At 74.2% G+C, this 15499-nt stretch carries 8 protein-coding genes and 1 pseudogene; 6 read left to right on the forward strand and 3 right to left on the reverse strand.

Annotated elements, in window-relative coordinates:
• Positions 1–358: 358 nt before the first annotated feature.
• Positions 359–1726: an SWIM zinc finger family protein gene (locus tag ABZX96_RS04565; protein WP_355537707.1), complete on the reverse strand. Its 1368-nt coding sequence runs from the start codon at positions 1724–1726 to the stop codon at positions 359–361.
• 340 nt (positions 1727–2066) lie between these two features.
• Between ABZX96_RS04565 and ABZX96_RS04570 the strand changes: the two genes are divergently transcribed.
• The 5 genes from ABZX96_RS04570 to sucD all read left to right on the forward strand — a co-directional run bounded on the left by ABZX96_RS04570 (position 2067) and on the right by sucD (position 9788).
• Complete coding sequence (locus tag ABZX96_RS04570; RefSeq protein WP_355537709.1) at positions 2067–3176, forward strand: AAA family ATPase; 1110 nt, start codon at positions 2067–2069, stop codon at positions 3174–3176.
• Positions 3173–5725, forward strand: coding sequence for a DUF5682 family protein (locus ABZX96_RS04575; RefSeq protein WP_355537712.1), 2553 nt, complete (start codon positions 3173–3175; stop codon positions 5723–5725). Before ABZX96_RS04570 ends, ABZX96_RS04575 begins: the two co-directional genes overlap by 4 nt.
• A gap of 153 nt (positions 5726–5878) precedes the next feature.
• Positions 5879–7069 carry a VWA domain-containing protein gene (locus ABZX96_RS04580; protein ID WP_355537715.1) on the forward strand — a complete coding sequence of 397 codons (1191 nt, stop codon included), beginning with the start codon at positions 5879–5881 and terminating at the stop codon, positions 7067–7069.
• A gap of 638 nt (positions 7070–7707) precedes the next feature.
• Positions 7708–8883, forward strand: a complete 1176-nt coding sequence (sucC, locus tag ABZX96_RS04585) for an ADP-forming succinate--CoA ligase subunit beta (RefSeq protein ID WP_355537718.1) — start codon at positions 7708–7710, stop codon at positions 8881–8883.
• A gap of 20 nt (positions 8884–8903) precedes the next feature.
• Complete coding sequence (sucD, locus tag ABZX96_RS04590) at positions 8904–9788, forward strand: succinate--CoA ligase subunit alpha (protein WP_355537721.1); 885 nt, start codon at positions 8904–8906, stop codon at positions 9786–9788.
• A 935-nt stretch (positions 9789–10723) separates the two neighbouring features.
• On the opposite strand, the pseudogene ABZX96_RS04595 reads toward sucD, so the two are convergent.
• A pseudogene (locus ABZX96_RS04595) lies at positions 10724–11650 on the reverse strand (DNA-directed RNA polymerase sigma-70 factor); the annotation flags it as partial.
• Between the two features lie 336 nt (positions 11651–11986).
• Between ABZX96_RS04595 and ABZX96_RS04600 the strand changes: the two are divergent.
• Positions 11987–14146, forward strand: a complete 2160-nt coding sequence (locus ABZX96_RS04600; protein ID WP_355538038.1) for a DUF6350 family protein — start codon at positions 11987–11989, stop codon at positions 14144–14146.
• A 90-nt stretch (positions 14147–14236) separates the two neighbouring features.
• On the opposite strand, the gene ABZX96_RS04605 is transcribed toward ABZX96_RS04600, so the two are convergent.
• Complete coding sequence (locus tag ABZX96_RS04605) at positions 14237–15304, reverse strand: hypothetical protein (RefSeq protein ID WP_355537724.1); 1068 nt, start codon at positions 15302–15304, stop codon at positions 14237–14239.
• Positions 15305–15499: the final 195 nt, after the last annotated feature.

A 15499-nucleotide genomic window follows, 5' to 3' on the forward strand; every position in this document is an offset into this window, starting at 1 on the left:
AAGTGAGAGACCGGTCCGCGGTCGCGACGGGATCGGTACCAGGAGGAAACGGACCCCCGGCGGGCCCGCGGTGAGTCGGTAGTGGATCGAAGAGTCGATGGGTGATGACTGTCAGTGATCGGCGGTAATCGGCGGTGATCGGCAGTGATCAACGGGCGTCGGTGGTTCGTCGACGCGGAGGCCGGTTCGGTGGGTGAGGGGCCGGATCAGGGACGGGAGAGCCCGTCCGGGAACGGAAGGGTCGACCCGGGAGCGGAAGGGCCGGTCCGGGATGGGGCGATCGGTCTGGTGGTCCGGGCCCTTCGGCCGTAGGGAGCCGGGCTGTGCTGAGAGGTCCTCAGGTCACAGAGAGATCAGGTCACAGAGAGACCGGTTCCGGGTCCCAGACGGTGAGAGGGGTGAAGCCGCGGTGGCCGCATTCGCCGAAGACCGTGACGGGCTCCCCGCCGGATATGGACGCCAGTTGCCAGCGGCTGCACCGCCCTGACCAGCGCGGATCGAGGGGGAGCGCGGACTCGCCGTCCGCGTCGGCGAGCTGCCAGTCCCCGCTGCCCCGCCCGGGTATCGGTACGACGTCCGCCAGCACGACCGGCCAGGCGTCGAGCCAGGGGTCGTCGCGCAGCGCGTCGCCGTACGCGGCCAGGGCCGCGTCGACGCCGCCGCCCTGCGGTACGCCGCCGGAGGCCGTCGGAGCGCGGCGTTCGCCGAGCGCGGCGCGCAGCGGGCGGGCGCCCGGGTAGTAGGCGAGGTCGGCGTCGAGGACGAGGCCTGGCGGTAAGGCCAGGTCCAAGGGGCGGTCGGGTCCGGAGAAGGAGAGGTGCAGCGCCATGCGGCCGGTTCGTTCGCCCCGCATCCAGATCCGCCGTGCGGTGAGCCTGCCGTCCTCCCTGTCCTGTTGGCCGAGGACGAGCCAGCGGTCCCGGATCGTGGTGGTGTCCGGCCCGGACAGGACCTCCGCTGCGTCCGTGTTCAGGCCCACCCGTGAGCGCACCGTGGCGGCGAGCGGCGCCGGAAGCCGCTCGATGCCGAGGAATCCCTCGTCGAGCAGGTGGAGCAGGGCCAGCTCCTCCAGGAGGCGAGCGGGCCAGTCCGGGCCGGAGGCCGGGACGGAGCCCAACTCCCTCACCCGCGCGGCGAGCCCGGGCGCCTGGGCGTCGACCATGCGCGCGGCGGTCTCGTCCCACGGGCCGTATCCGGCCCGCTCCATGGACGCCAGCCCGGACAGCAGCATGTCCTCCAGGCGCTGCTCCAACTCCGAGGCCCCGGCGGCGATCCGCCGAGCCCGCGCCTGCGCCCGGCGCCGCGCGGCGTCCGCGTTGGCGGTGGCCCGGTGGCTCTCTGAACTGGCCGGGCTAACGGCGGCATTGGCCGCTGGCTCGGCCCTATTCCTGCGCGCGGTGAGCCACTCGTTCGCCCAGCGCGGTGGTTCCGCGCCGGTGGTGGGCACCGCGCCCCCGGCCCACAGCAACGACAAGGCCAAGGCGTGCTTGCACGGAAACTTGCGGCTCGGGCAACCGCACGCGAAGGCGGGCCCGGTGGTGTCCACGACGGTGCGGTACCGCGTGCCGCCGCTGCCTTCGCACAGCCCCCACAGCGCGCCGTCCCCGGCGCCCGCGTCCGACCAGGGCCCGGGCTCCGCGAGCCGGGCACCGGCCTTGCGCGAGGCGGCGTCAGGTGCCAGTGCGAGCACCTGCTCCGCCGTCCAGATCTCCCCCTGCTGTTCCATGCCGAAAACGCTAGGGGGTACCACTGACAATCGCTCTGACCAGCGGAAAGAGCGCTGAAACGGGGGTTGGGCGGCGGCGGTGGCCGTGCTCGGGCGGCGTGGCGTGGCGCGGACGCGTGCCGGGGGAGCATGCCGGGACGTGGCGGGGGAGCGGGCCGGGGCGTGGCGAGCTCGCGCCGACGGATCGTCCCGGGCCCGTCGCGCATCGGCCGCGCGGCGGTGAACTCGCAGGTCGGCAACGGTTTTCGGGCCATTGTCAGTGGTGTGGTGCAGGGTGGATTCCGCAAGCGGCCGGCGGGTTGCGGGGTGCCGGTAGCACACCTTGTGACGAGGGGGAGTCATGCCCGAGAACACCACTGGGACGATCGACGCGGAGGTGCTGCGTCCGCACGCGGAGGACGCGTTCGCGGACGAACTGAAGGCGCTGGCGTCGGCGGACGACCGCCCCCGGCCGGAGCGCTGGCGGCTGTCGCCGTGGGCGGTGGCCACTTACCTGCTGGGCGGCACTCTTCCCGACGGCACGGTCATCACGCCGAAGTACGTGGGCCCGCGGCGGATCATCGAGGTCGCGGTCACGACGCTGGCGACCGACCGGGCGTTGCTGCTCCTCGGCGTGCCGGGCACGGCCAAGACCTGGGTGTCGGAGCACCTGGCGGCGGCGGTCAGCGGCGATTCCACGTTGCTGGTGCAGGGGACGGCCGGGACGCCCGAGGAGGCGATTCGCTACGGCTGGAACTACGCCCGACTGCTCGCCCACGGCCCCAGCCGCGACGCGCTGGTGCCCAGCCCCGTCATGCGGGCGATGGCCGGGGGCATGACGGCCCGCGTCGAGGAGCTGACGCGCATCCCGGCCGATGTGCAGGACTCGTTGATCACGGTGCTCTCGGAGAAGACGCTGCCCGTGCCCGAGCTGGGGGAAGAGGTCCAGGCGGTCCGCGGCTTCAACCTGATCGCCACGGCCAACGACCGCGACCGCGGCGTGAACGACCTGTCCAGTGCGTTGCGTCGGCGCTTCAACACGGTCGTGCTGCCGCTGCCCGGCACGCCGGAGGAGGAGGTGGACATCGTCTCCCGGCGCGTCGAACAGATCGGCCGGTCGCTCGACCTGCCGCCCGCCCCCGACGGCCTGGACGAGATCCGCCGCGTGGTCACGGTCTTCCGCGAACTGCGGGAGGGCGTCACCACGGACGGCCGCACGAAGGTCAAGTCGCCCTCGGGCACGCTGTCCACGGCCGAGGCCATCTCCGTGGTGACCAACGGCTTGGCGCTGGCCACCCACTTCGGCGACGGCGTCCTGCGGGCCGGGGACGTGGCGGCCGGCATCCTCGGAGCGGTGGTCCGCGACCCGGCCTCGGACCGCGTCGTCTGGCAGGAGTACCTGGAGACGGTCGTGCGGGAGCGGGACGGCTGGAAGGACTTCTACCGCGCCTGCCGTGAGGTCGGCGCATGAGCACGCGGACGGCGAACGGGCCCGAGCCCCGTCAGCCGGCGGCCGGTCCGCTGCTGCTCGGGGTGCGGCATTACGGCCCCGGCTCGGCGCGCGCGGTGCGTTCCGTGCTGGAGCGGTACGAGCCGGAGGCCGTTCTCATAGAGGGCCCGCCGGAAGCGGACGCGCTGGTCGCCCTCGCGGGGGACGAGCGGATGCGCCCGCCGGTCGCCCTGCTGGCGCACGTGCTGGACGACCCGGGGCGGGCGGCGTTCTGGCCGCTGGCCGAGTTCTCCCCGGAGTGGGTGGCGATGCGGTGGGCCGTGGGGCGGGGCGTCCCGGTGCGCTTCATCGACCTGCCTGCGGCCCACACGCTGGCGTCGGTGGAGGTGCCGGAAGGCGGCGGCGGCTCCCGTTCCGGCTCCGGATCCGGCTCCGGCTCCGAGGCCGGGCCGGGGAGGGGGACGGACGCGGACGACGGTGCGCCGGAGGTGCGGATCGATCCGCTGGCGGTGCTCGCGGAGACCGCTGGGTACGACGATCCCGAGCGGTGGTGGGAGGACGTCGTCGAACACCGCGCCGGTGGGGAAAGGGATCGGGGCACAAGGCCGGGCAGCACCGGCGGGCACGTCGTCAGCCCGTCCGACGACGCGGAACGGCCGGACGTGCTCGCACCGTTCGAGGCGCTCGCCGAGGCGATGGGCGTGCTGCGCGAGACGTACGGAGACGGCGGGCACGGCCGGGACGCGGTGCGCGAGGCCCATATGCGGCTGCGGCTGCGCGCGGCCCGCAAGGAGTTCGGGGACAACGTCGCCGTCGTCTGCGGCGCCTGGCACGTACCGGCCCTGAGGGGCAAGAGCACGGTCACGGCGGACCGGCAGAAGCTCAAGGGCCTGCCCAAGGCCAAGGTCTCCGTCACCTGGGTGCCGTGGACGCACCGCAGGCTCACCCGGCGCGGCGGGCACGGCGCCGGGATCGCATCGCCCGGCTGGTACGGCCATCTCTTCAGCGCTCCGGACCGCCCCGTCACCCGCTGGATGACGAAGGTGGCCGGGCTCCTCCGGGAGGAGGACTACGCCGTCTCCTCGGCGCACGTCATCGAGGCGGTGCGGCTCGCGGAGGCGCTGGCCGCCATGCGGGGGCGCCCGCTCGCCGGACTGGCGGAGACCGGGGACGCGATCCGCGCCGTGATGGGGGACGGTTCGGACGTCCCCTCCGCCCTGATCCACGAGCGGCTGGTCGTCGGCGACGTCCTGGGCGAGGTGCCCGAGGAAGCACCGGCGGTACCGCTCCAGCAGGACATCACCCGCACCCAGCGCACGCTGCGCCTGAAGCCCGAGGCGGCGGAACGCGAGATCGAGCTGGACCTGCGCAAGGAGACCGACGCCGCCCGCAGCCGTCTGCTGCACCGTCTGCGGCTCCTCGGCGTCCCTTGGGGCGAACCGGTGTCCTCCCGCGCCAGTACCGGCACCTTCCGGGAGACCTGGCGGCTGCGCTGGGAACCGGAGCTGTCCGTGCGGGTCGCGGAGGCCGGAATATGGGGAACGACCGTGCTGTCCGCCGCCACCGCCAAGGCGGAATCGGACGCGGCCGGGGCCCCGGCCCTCGCCGACGTGACGGCCCTCGCCGAGCACTGCCTGCTCGCGGGCCTGCCCGACGCGCTCCCCGCGGTGATGCGCGTCCTGGCGGACCGGGCCGCACTGGACGCGGACGTCGGCCACCTCGCGCAGGCGCTGCCCGCCCTGGTGCGCTCCCTCCGGTACGGGGACGTGCGGGGCACGGACGCCGCCGCACTGGGCGAGGTCGCGACCGGCCTGGCCGAGCGGGTCTTCGTCGGACTGCCGCCCGCCTGCGCGGGGCTGGACGAGGAAGGCGCGTCGGACATGCGCCACCACCTGGACGCGACCCACCACGCGGTGGGGCTCCTCTGCCAGGCAGGGCGCGACGAGCACGGCGGAGCACGGGCCCGGCACGACACGGGGGACGACGAGCCGTCGACGCACCCCGCGCCCGGTGGGGAGGACGGCGGGCTGCGCGGACGATGGGCGAAGGTGCTGGACAAGCTCGCCGGTCGGGAGGCGATACCCGGCCTCATACGCGGACGCGCGGCCCGACTCCTGCTGGACGACGGGAGGTTGGCGCAGGACGGGGCGGAGCGGCTCATGGGGCGTGCGCTCTCACCGGCCTCCCCGCCGGCCGACGCGGCGGCCTGGATCGAGGGTTTCGTCGGCGGCGGGGACGGCGGCGGGCTGCTGCTGGTCCACGACGAGCGGTTGCTCGCCCTGGTGGACGGCTGGCTGACGGGCGTGCCGGGAGAGGCGTTCACCGACGTCCTGCCCCTGCTGCGCCGCACGTTCGGCCAGTACGAACCGGGTGTCCGGCGCACCCTCGGCGAACTGGTCCGGCGTGGACCCGATACGGCGGCGGGCCCGGCGGGTGGCGGTGGCGCCACCGGCGAGGAACCGGGCGCTCCGGGGTTCGGCCCGGGGCTGGACCGGGACCGTGCCGCCGCCGTGCTGCCCACCCTGCGCCTGCTGCTGGGGAGCGAGGAACGGGCGGGCACGCGGGCATGAGGAGCGGCCGTCGACGCGCGGTGGGCCGGGCCTGTGCAGAGGAGTTCTATGCCAAGGCGGTCTGTGCCAAGAAGGCCCGGGCCACGGAAGCCCGTGCCGACGACACCCGACGAGGAAGCGCGAGGAAGCGCGAGGAAGTGCGAGGGGGAGACGATGAGCGGTAGCAGTGAGCCGCAAGAGGAGCGGCTGCGGCGGTGGCGGCTGGTGCTGGGCGGCGGAGACGCCGAGGGCACGGGCCACGAGTTGCGGGGACGGGACGCCGCCATGGACGGCGCGCTGGCGGCGCTCTACGGCCGTCGGGGGGACGAGCGGCGCCCCGGTGGGGGCCGGGCGGGCGACGACCGGGGGGAACGCTCGGCGGGGCTGGGGGCGTCCGCGCCCGGCGTGGCGCGGTGGCTGGGCGACATCCGCACGTACTTCCCGACCTCGGTGGTGCGGGTCATGCAGCGGGACGCGATAGACCGCCTGGGGCTGTCCGCGCTGCTGCTCGAACCGGAGATGCTGGAGGCCGTGGAGGCGGACGTCCACCTGGTCGGCACGCTCCTCACACTCAACAAGGCCATGCCGGAGACGACCAGGGAAACCGCGCGGGCCGTGGTGCGCAAGGTCGTGCGCCAACTGGAGCAGCGGCTGGCGACGCGTACCCGCGCGGCGGTCACCGGGGCCCTGGACCGCTCGGCCAGGATCAGCCGTCCCCGCCACCGCGACATCGACTGGGACCGCACGGTCCGCGCGAACCTGAAGAACTACCTCCCCGAGTACCGCACGGTCGTCCCGGAACGGCTGATCGGCTACGGGCGGGCCGCGCGGTCGGTGAAGAAGGAGGTGGTGCTCTGCGTCGACCAGTCCGGTTCGATGGCCGCGTCCGTCGTCTACGCGTCGGTGTTCGGGGCGGTGCTGGCCTCGATGCGCTCCCTGTCGACCCGGCTGGTCGTCTTCGACACGTCGGTGGTCGACCTGACGGAACAACTGGACGACCCGGTGGACGTCCTCTTCGGCACCCAGCTCGGCGGCGGCACGGACATCAACCGCGCGCTGGCGTACTGCCAGTCGCGGATCACCCGGCCCACCGACACCGTCGTCGTCCTGATCAGCGACCTCTACGAGGGCGGGATACGCGACGAGATGCTCAAGCGGGTGGCGGCGATGAAGGCGTCGGGGGTGCGGTTCGTCACGCTGCTCGCCCTGTCCGACGAGGGCGCGCCCGCCTACGACCGGGAGCACGCGGCGGCACTGGCGGCGCTCGGCGCGCCCGCGTTCGCCTGTACGCCGGACCTGTTCCCGGAGGTGATGGCGGCGGCGATCGAGAAGCGGCCCTTGCCGGTGCCGGATGTGACGGGATGACAGCGCCCCCGGCCCGGCGGACAGCCCGGCCCGGCACGCTGCCGAAAGCCCGGCACGGGGCGCGCTGCCGAAAGCCCATCACGGCGCACATACGGAACGCCCATCACGGCACATGTACGGAACACCCGGCACGGCGCCCCTACAGATCACCGGCACGGCGCGCTTCCGGAAGGGCCGTACGGCCGCCCCACGGGAAATAGGGCCGTACGGCCGCCCTACGGGAAATGCGGTACGGAATCCGTACGGGAGGAGGGGGACAGGTTGGTCCCCGGAGGGGAAAGCGCTGGTCCGGGCCGTGGCGCGGAGTGCCGCGCCGGATCCCGGAACGGATCCGGTGCGAAGGCGGGTCGGGAGCACAGGTGCGCTGGTCGGAGGGGGGTGGGCCGCCGGGTTGGAGGGCGTGCTGAGAGGCCGTCGGGCGGTCCGGCCCGTGTGACCGTTATCACCGCCGCAGTGTGATCTGTGATTTAGGGCCGTAGGTCCCGCGGGGATAACCTGCGAGACGGACATGCCGCGTACCGGTCACCGCTACGCCTCCCTTTGTGACAGCGCAGTCACGTTGCCCATCGCGGCACGCCCATGCAGACAACGAACCGCGATCACTACGGCGATTCTGAGTAGACAAGGGACGGACGCGCGTGGACCTGTTCGAGTACCAGGCGAGGGACCTCTTCGCCAAGCACGGTGTACCGGTGCTGGCCGGTGAAGTCATCGACACGCCTGAGGCGGCGCGCGAGGTGGCCGAGCGGATGGGCGGCAAGGCCGTCGTCAAGGCTCAGGTCAAGGTCGGCGGTCGCGGCAAGGCCGGCGGCGTCAAGCTGGCCTCCGACCCCGAGGACGCGGTGGCCAAGGCCGGCCAGATCCTGGGCATGGACATCAAGGGCCACACGGTCAACAAGGTGATGCTGGCCCAGACCGCGGACATCGCGGAGGAGTACTACGTCTCCTTCCTCCTGGACCGCACCAACCGGACCTTCCTCGCCATGGCCTCCGTCGAGGGCGGCGTGGAGATCGAGGTCGTCGCGGAGCAGAACCCCGAGGCGCTGGCCAAGATCCCGGTGGACGCCAACGAGGGCTGCACCCCGGAGAAGGCCGCCGAGATCGTCGCCGCCGCGAAGTTCCCGGCCGAGATCGCCGACCAGGTCGCCGAGGTCCTGCAGAAGCTGTGGACCGTCTTCATCAAGGAGGACGCCCTCCTGGTCGAGGTCAACCCGCTGATCAAGTCCGGCGACGGCAAGATCATCGCGCTGGACGGCAAGGTCTCCCTCGACGACAACGCCGACTTCCGCCAGCCCGAGCACGAGGCGCTTGAGGACAAGGCCGCAGCTAACCCGCTCGAAGCTGCTGCCAAGGCCAAGGGCCTGAACTACGTCAAGCTCGACGGCGAGGTCGGCATCATCGGCAACGGCGCGGGTCTCGTTATGAGCACCCTGGACGTCGTCGCGTACGCCGGTGAGAAGCACGGCAACGTCAAGCCCGCCAACTTCCTGGACATCGGTGGCGGCGCGTCCGCCGAGGTCATGGCCAACGGCCTGGAGATCATCCTGGGTGACCCGGACGTGAAGTCCGTCTTCGTCAACGTCTTCGGTGGCATCACCGCCTGCGACGAGGTCGCCAACGGCATCGTGCAGGCGCTGGAGCTCCTCAAGTCCAAGGGCGAAGAGGTCACCAAGCCGCTGGTCGTGCGCCTCGACGGCAACAACGCGGAGCTGGGTCGCAAGATCCTCTCCGACGCCAACCACCCGCTGGTGCAGCGCGTGGACACCATGGACGGCGCGGCCGACAAGGCCGCCGAGCTGGCTGCGGCTAAGTAAGGGACGAGGACACCACAACCATGGCTATCTTCCTCACCAAGGACAGCAAGGTCATCGTCCAGGGGATGACCGGCGCCACCGGCATGAAGCACACCAAGCTGATGCTCGGTGACGGCACCAACATCGTCGGCGGTGTGAACCCGCGCAAGGCCGGCACCAACGTCGACTTCGACGGCAAGGAGGTCCCGGTCTTCGGGACCGTCAAGGAGGCGATGGAGAAGACCGGCGCGGACGTCTCCGTCCTCTTCGTGCCGCCGGCCTTCGCCAAGGCCGCCGTCATCGAGGCCATCGACGCCGAGATCCCGCTGGCCGTCGTCATCACCGAGGGCATCGCGGTGCACGACTCCGCCGCCTTCTGGGCGTACGCGGGCAGCAAGGGCAACAAGACCCGGATCATCGGCCCCAACTGCCCCGGTCTGATCACCCCGGGCCAGTCCAACGCCGGCATCATCCCGGGCGACATCACCAAGCCCGGCCGCATCGGCCTGGTGTCCAAGTCGGGCACGCTGACCTACCAGATGATGTACGAGCTGCGCGACATCGGCTTCTCGTCCTGCGTCGGCATCGGCGGTGACCCGGTCATCGGCACCACCCACATCGACGCGCTGGCCGCCTTCGAGGCCGACCCCGACACCGACCTGATCGTCATGATCGGCGAGATCGGCGGCGACGCCGAGGAGCGGGCCGCGGACTTCATCAAGGCCAACGTCACCAAGCCGGTCGTCGGCTACGTCGCGGGCTTCACCGCGCCCGAGGGCAAGACCATGGGCCACGCCGGCGCCATCGTCTCCGGCTCCTCCGGCACCGCCCAGGCGAAGAAGGAGGCCCTGGAGGCCGCCGGCGTCAAGGTCGGCAAGACCCCGTCGGAGACCGCCCGCCTGGCGCGCGAGATCCTCGTCGGCTGAGGTCGTTGACCGTGTGATCGTCGTCGGCTGAGGTCTTCGGCTGGGTTTTCCGGCCGAGATCGTTGGCTTGCGCGGTCGTTGGAGCCGGCCGTCTCCGGCTCCGTCTGTGGGCCCGCGTCCCCGGGGGGACGCGGGCCCGCGGTGTTCTGCGGCCTGGGGTGTTCTGGGGCCTGGGGTGTTCTGTGGCCCTGGGTGGGGCCGGTGAGGTTCTTCTTCACTGGTGGGGCGGGGTTTTGGGGCGTCCCCTCGCCGATGGGGCGGTGTTCCTGTTCACCGTTCCTCTTCACCGTTGGGGGAGGGTGCGATCAGTGTTCGCCCGGGGTGAGTCGGGTGTCCTGGAGGGGGTTTCGTCCGGCGGGTGGGAGGAGGTCTTCCGTCCCGCCGTCCGCGAGGTCCGAGCCTGGGCCTGGCGCCGGTCCATCGCTTCCGCCGCCCGTTCCGGAGCCGGTCGGTTTCTCGTGGGCTTGGGGGGACGGGGCCCTGCCGTCGCCTGCCGTGTCGGGGGCGGGCCCGGCGGTGGGCGCGCCGCCGCCCGGCTTCCGTGGCTGCTTGGCGTCGTGGCGCGGGTCCGGCGGGCGGTTGCCGCGCCCCGGCCCGTCCGACGCGTCAGCTCCCGGTGCGTGGTCGCCCGGTGCGCCGTCGTCCGGTGCGTGGTTGTCTGGCTGCCCGCCGTCGCGCGTGGGGGGCGTCCGCTTGCGGCCGTTCGGCGTGCCTGACGGGTGGGTGCCGTCGGCCCGCTCGTCCGTGTCCCGTTCGGTCCCGGGGTCCTCGCCCCGGTTGCGGGCGTCGTCGGCCTGGTCGGTGCCGCCGGGGTGCCGCGCGTTCGGTGACGGGCCCGGGCGGGACGGCGGGGAGGCGACGGCCGGTTGGTGAGCCGATGCGGCGGGCGAGGGGGCCATCGCCGAGCCGGTGGCCGGCAGGGTGGCCAACGGGTTCGGGGCGTAGACGAGGGTGAAGGCGGTCGCCGCCGCGATCATCGCGGTCAGGCCGAAGGCGCCGCGCGTCATGAGCTGGACGACGCGTTCGCTGCCGTCGCGGACGAGCCGGGGTTCGGGCGGTGCCACGGGATGGACGGCGGCCAGCGCCGTCAGCCGCTCGTGCAGGATCTCGCCTTGCCGGACCGGTGACACGCCCTTGAGCCGCAGCCCGGGCAGCCGGGCCGCGAGGGTGTCGCGGGCGTAGGTCAGCCGCCCGGCGGTCGCGGGCGTGCTGGCCTCGGTCTCGGCGGCGGTCTCGCACAGCCCGAGGCCGACGCCGTCGTGGAGCAGCAGGGTCCGGCGGTAGGGGGACGGCAGGGCCAGCAGCGCGTCCAACAGGGCCTGGTCCGCCGGGGGTACGGGCGGGGGAGCGGGGGCCTTGGGGGACGGTTTCCGTGCGGGCCCGTTTCCCGGGCGCAGGCGGTGCCAGGGGGAGAGCGCGTACTCGTACGCGGTCGCCCGCACCCAACCCGCCGGGCTCGGGTCCACCGCGACCTCGGGCCAGCGTTGCCAGGCCGTGTGGAAGGCCCGTTCGACGGCCTCCTGGGCCAGGCGCGGACGGCCGGTGAGGAGCAGCGCCTGACGGATCAGCGAGGGCGCGTGCCGCTCGTACAGCGCGTCGAAGGCAGCGGCGGCGCTCCTGTGGGCGGGGAGGGGAGAGGCGCCGGACGCCGGGGCGGCGCTGCCGTACGGAGGAGGCGCGGCCGGGGACGCGGGAGCGGGGCCCACGGACGGGGCGGCGGCAGGGGTAGCGGCGGGAGTGGTCAGCCGCTTGGTGCGCGGTGGGGTGCGTGCGGGTGCGGCCGGGCCGGCGGCCGGCGCCGGGGCCCGGGGGGCTCGCTGTCCGTCCGTTCGGTTCACGCCGTCGTGCCCGCGCTGGTTCATGCCCGCCTTCTCATGTGACCTGTGACCTGTGACCTGTGACCGCCCTGTGGGGCGACGACTCCGGCACCTCCTCGCGCAGGGGTGCGCCGCGTCCGCCCGCCCCCGCGAAAAGCAGATAACCATATCTTTTGCGACACGTCCGGCATTTACCTGCTACACGGATGAAAGGGATGTTGTTGGCAGCATGACCATGTGAGTCAGGTGACCGAGCACGGCCAGTCGGTGTCCGCGCCGAGCCGTACGCCCGCGCGCGGCACCGCCGCGCGGCCACCGGGCGGTCGGCGGTCCCCGGCGCGGCGCCCCCCGACCCTCGGTACCGGAGCGCTCGCCGGCGGACTGGCCGCGGGGCTCGGCCTCGGGTCGATCGCCGTCGTCGTGCTGCTCCTGTGGATCGCCTCGCCCTACCCCGACCACGGCTCGCCCCAGGCCCTGCGCCTCGCCGCCGACCTGTGGTTCCTCGCGCACGGCGCGGACCTCGTACGGACCGGCTCCGGCCCGCCGGCCCCGGTGGCCGTGACGCCCCTCCTGCTGACCGCGCTGCCCGTGTGGTTGCTGTACCGGGCGGCCCGGCACGTCCTCCTGCGGTCCGCGCGGTACGGGGACCGGCCGGACCGTTCCCAGCCGGACGGCCTCCTGGGCGGTCGGCCGGGCGGCCTCCCGGGCGACCAGCGGGGCGGCCTTCCGGGCGATCAGCGGGGCGGCCTTCCGGGCGATCAGCGGGGCGGCCTCCTGGACGACCCGGACGTCCCGCCCACGGACGGCGCCCTGCTCCGCGCGGTGCTCGCGGGCTACCTGCTCGTCGCGATGGCCGCGCTGCTGTACGCCTCGGCCACCGGGCCGCTGCGCGTGGCTCCGCTCGGGGCCCTGGTCTGCGTGCCGTTCGTCGCCGGGTGCGTGCTGGCGGTGGCGGCCTGGCGGGCCCTGGGACGGTCGGCGTTCACACCGCTGCCCGCCCCCCTGGAGCACCTACGCGAGGGCCTGCCCGCCGGAGTGCGGCGGCTCCTCGAACGTCACCGCCTCACCGCCGCGCTCCGGGCGGCAGCCGCGGCCTCGGCGGCGCTGGCGCTGTCCGGTGCGCTGTTCGGCCTGGTCTCGCTCGGGCGGCACGCGGGGGAGGTGTGGCACCAGTTCCTCCACCTGGCGCCGGACTGGCCGGGCCGCTGCTCCGTGGTCCTCGTGACGCTGGCCCTGCTGCCCAACGTCGCCGTCTGGGGCGCGGCGTACGGGCTCGGCCCCGGGTTCACCGTCGGCGCGGGCAGCGTGGCGGGTCCGCTGGGCGTCGCCGGCTACCCGTCCCTGCCGCCCTTCCCGCTCCTGGGCCTGCTCCCGGACGAGGGTGTCGGCGGCGCGCTGAGCTGGGCGACGGCCGTGGCTCCGGCGGCGGCCGGGGTCGCGCTGTCCTGGTACGCGGCGCTGCCGGCCCGGGCGGCGTACGGGCGGGGGAAGCCGGGGGACGGGCCGGGGCCCGGCACCGGTTCAGGGCCCGGCATCGGTGCGGGGATCGGCTCCCGGCCTTCGTCGCTCTCGGGTCCGGACGCGGTCCAGGTCGTGGTCGACGGGTCAGCGCATCCCTCGGCAGGCGTCTCAGCCCACGCCAAGACCGGCGCTCCCGGCGGCTCCGGGTCCGAAGGAACGATTCCTCCCGCGGCCCACGCGCCGGACGAAACCCCCGCGAACGCCCCTGCGCCGGACGCGCCGCACACCGCTCCCGCCCACCTCCCGGACGGCGGGAGAACCAGCGACGACGCCCCTGACACGTCCAGCACCTGGAACCCCTCCGTCCCCCCGCGCTGGGACTGGCGAGCCACCGCGTCCGTGGCCGCGCTCGGCGCCGGATGCTGCGGGGTGGCGATGACGATGCTCGCGGGGCTGGCGGGCGGAGCCATGGGCAACGCGGCGCTCGCCGACTTCGGCCCCGACCCCTGGCTCACGGGCCTCGCGGCGGCCGGGTGGACGGCCCTGCTCGGCATCCCGGGAGCGCTGATCCTGCACTTCTGGTGGCGCCACACCGGCCGGTCGGCGCGGCACGCGAAGGCCCCGGCGACACCGGGGCGACGCCGCCGACCCGACCGGACCCGCCCCCGCCGCGGCGGGAAAGCCCGCCTGCGGCCCGTACGCCGCCAACGCCAGGCCCCGCGCACGCGGCCCGCCCGCGAGAGCGGCCCGGCATCCCGCACGGAGCCGGCTCCGCCCCGTCACCGTCAGCCTCCCGCGGCGGCCCGCCCCACGCGGCGGCGTCGGTCCGCCCCGGCGGCCGGGCCCGCCCGCCACCGTCAGCCGCGCACCCGTACCGTTCCGTGGCGCCGTTCGCCGGACCCGTCCGCCGGGCGGGACCCGTCCACCGGGCGGGACTCGTCCACCGGGCGGCGGGCCGGACGGTCCCGGGGGCTGTTCCGGACGAGGACGAGGTCCCGCCGGGCCACCGCCCCGCCGGACGCGGACGTGGCCCCGGACGCGTACGAGGCCGCACCGCCCGACGCCCACCCAACGGCATGAAGCCCCGTCAGGCCCGTCAGCGCCTCAGACATGTCAGGCCCGTCAGGGCGGTCAGCCCCGTGCGTATCTCAGGTCTCGTTCCCCGTCCCGCTACCGCTGGATGCTCAGGAGCGGACGGAGTTGCTCGGGCAGCAGGTTCTCGCAGGACTTGGCCGCGGAGCGGGTCAAGGCGTCGTCCACACACGTGAAGTAGTCGCGGTAGACGAACTGGAGGGTGAACGTCGCCGCCACCATGACGAGGGCGAGCGAGGCCACGACGAGCCCGGCGACCGCCGCCGTCGTCTGGGGTTTGGCCGATGTCGCCCCGGCCGCCCCGGGCCCGGCCGCCCCGGAACCCGTCGCGCCGGAGGCGTCCGCACGGGGAGGCGCGCCGCCCGACACCGCCGCCACACTGGCCCGGCCTGTTCGCGTCCCGGCCTTCGTTTCCGCGCCGGGCTTGGCGCGCAGCGAACTGATGCCCCAGTAGAAAGCCAGCGCACCCAGGAGCAGAGCTACCTCCGGGAGGCTGAACAGGATGAAGAAGAAAGCCCACATGCCGGACAGCAGCGCGTAGCGCGCCCGCCGCTGGGCCGGGTCGGTGGGGTCCCAGCGCAGCCCGCCGGGGCCGCCCGGCCGCCCCGGGCCGGACTGGTTGCCCCGCCCGCCGGGACCGGTGCCGAAGCCGCCGCTCTCGCGGCCCGGCTGCCGGCTGCTCCACTGGCTGCCCCAGGACGGCGGTTGGCCCTCGCCGGAGGACTGCCGGTCCCCGTCCTGCCCGCCTTCCTGGGAGTGCTTGCCGCCGTGGCCCTGGGAGGAGGCGTGACGGGGGCGCCACGGCCGGTCGGGCGTGCCGGCGGGCGGCGCCGCGAAGGGGTTCTCCTGCTCCCCCTGCCGGCCTTTCTCCGTCCCCGAGGCCCCATCCGAGCCGGAGCCGGACCCGGAGCCAGAACCCGACCCGGAGTCGGGCCGGGACCCGGAGTCGGGCCGGGACCCGGCACCCGAACCACCCGAAGCACCCGAATCGGAGCCCCCGGAGCCCTCGGACCCCTCCGGCGCCCCGGCGCCCCCCGCCCCCGATGAAGCGGCGGACGACCAGCGCTCTCGCGGCAGCAGTACCGCCCCCGGAGCGGTCGCGGGGAGCGGGAGGAGGAGGGCAGCGCGGCGGCGTCGGTCCGGCATGTGGAGTCTGTCTTCCCCTTGTCTCGTCCGTCCCCCGGCGATCGGGCCGGTCGGACGGATTCCACGAACAACGTGCGTGCTCACGCCCGACGCTACCTCCCGCGACCGCCCCCGTCCCGTGGGGGCCGCTCGGTGTGCCGGTATCGTTGCTGACGGTCGGCGCCTTCGTAGGGTTCCCCGGTTTTCCGTGGTCCA

It is taken from the genome of Streptomyces sp. NPDC003077, from assembly GCF_040611095.1.
Taxonomy (GTDB): Bacteria; Actinomycetota; Actinomycetes; order Streptomycetales; family Streptomycetaceae; genus Streptomyces.

Excerpts from the sequence above, each read along its gene's own strand:
- ABZX96_RS04565 (WP_355537707.1), bottom strand. The coding sequence starts at position 1,726 with ATGGAACAGCAGGGGGAGATCTGGACGGCGGAGCAGGTGCTCGCACTG.
- ABZX96_RS04605 (WP_355537724.1), bottom strand. The coding sequence starts at position 15,304 with ATGCCGGACCGACGCCGCCGCGCTGCCCTCCTCCTCCCGCTCCCCGCG.
- ABZX96_RS04575 (WP_355537712.1), top strand. The coding sequence starts at position 3,173 with ATGAGCACGCGGACGGCGAACGGGCCCGAGCCCCGTCAGCCGGCGGCC.
- ABZX96_RS04570 (WP_355537709.1), top strand. The coding sequence starts at position 2,067 with ATGCCCGAGAACACCACTGGGACGATCGACGCGGAGGTGCTGCGTCCG.
- ABZX96_RS04580 (WP_355537715.1), top strand. The coding sequence starts at position 5,879 with ATGAGCGGTAGCAGTGAGCCGCAAGAGGAGCGGCTGCGGCGGTGGCGG.
- sucD (WP_355537721.1), top strand. The coding sequence starts at position 8,904 with ATGGCTATCTTCCTCACCAAGGACAGCAAGGTCATCGTCCAGGGGATG.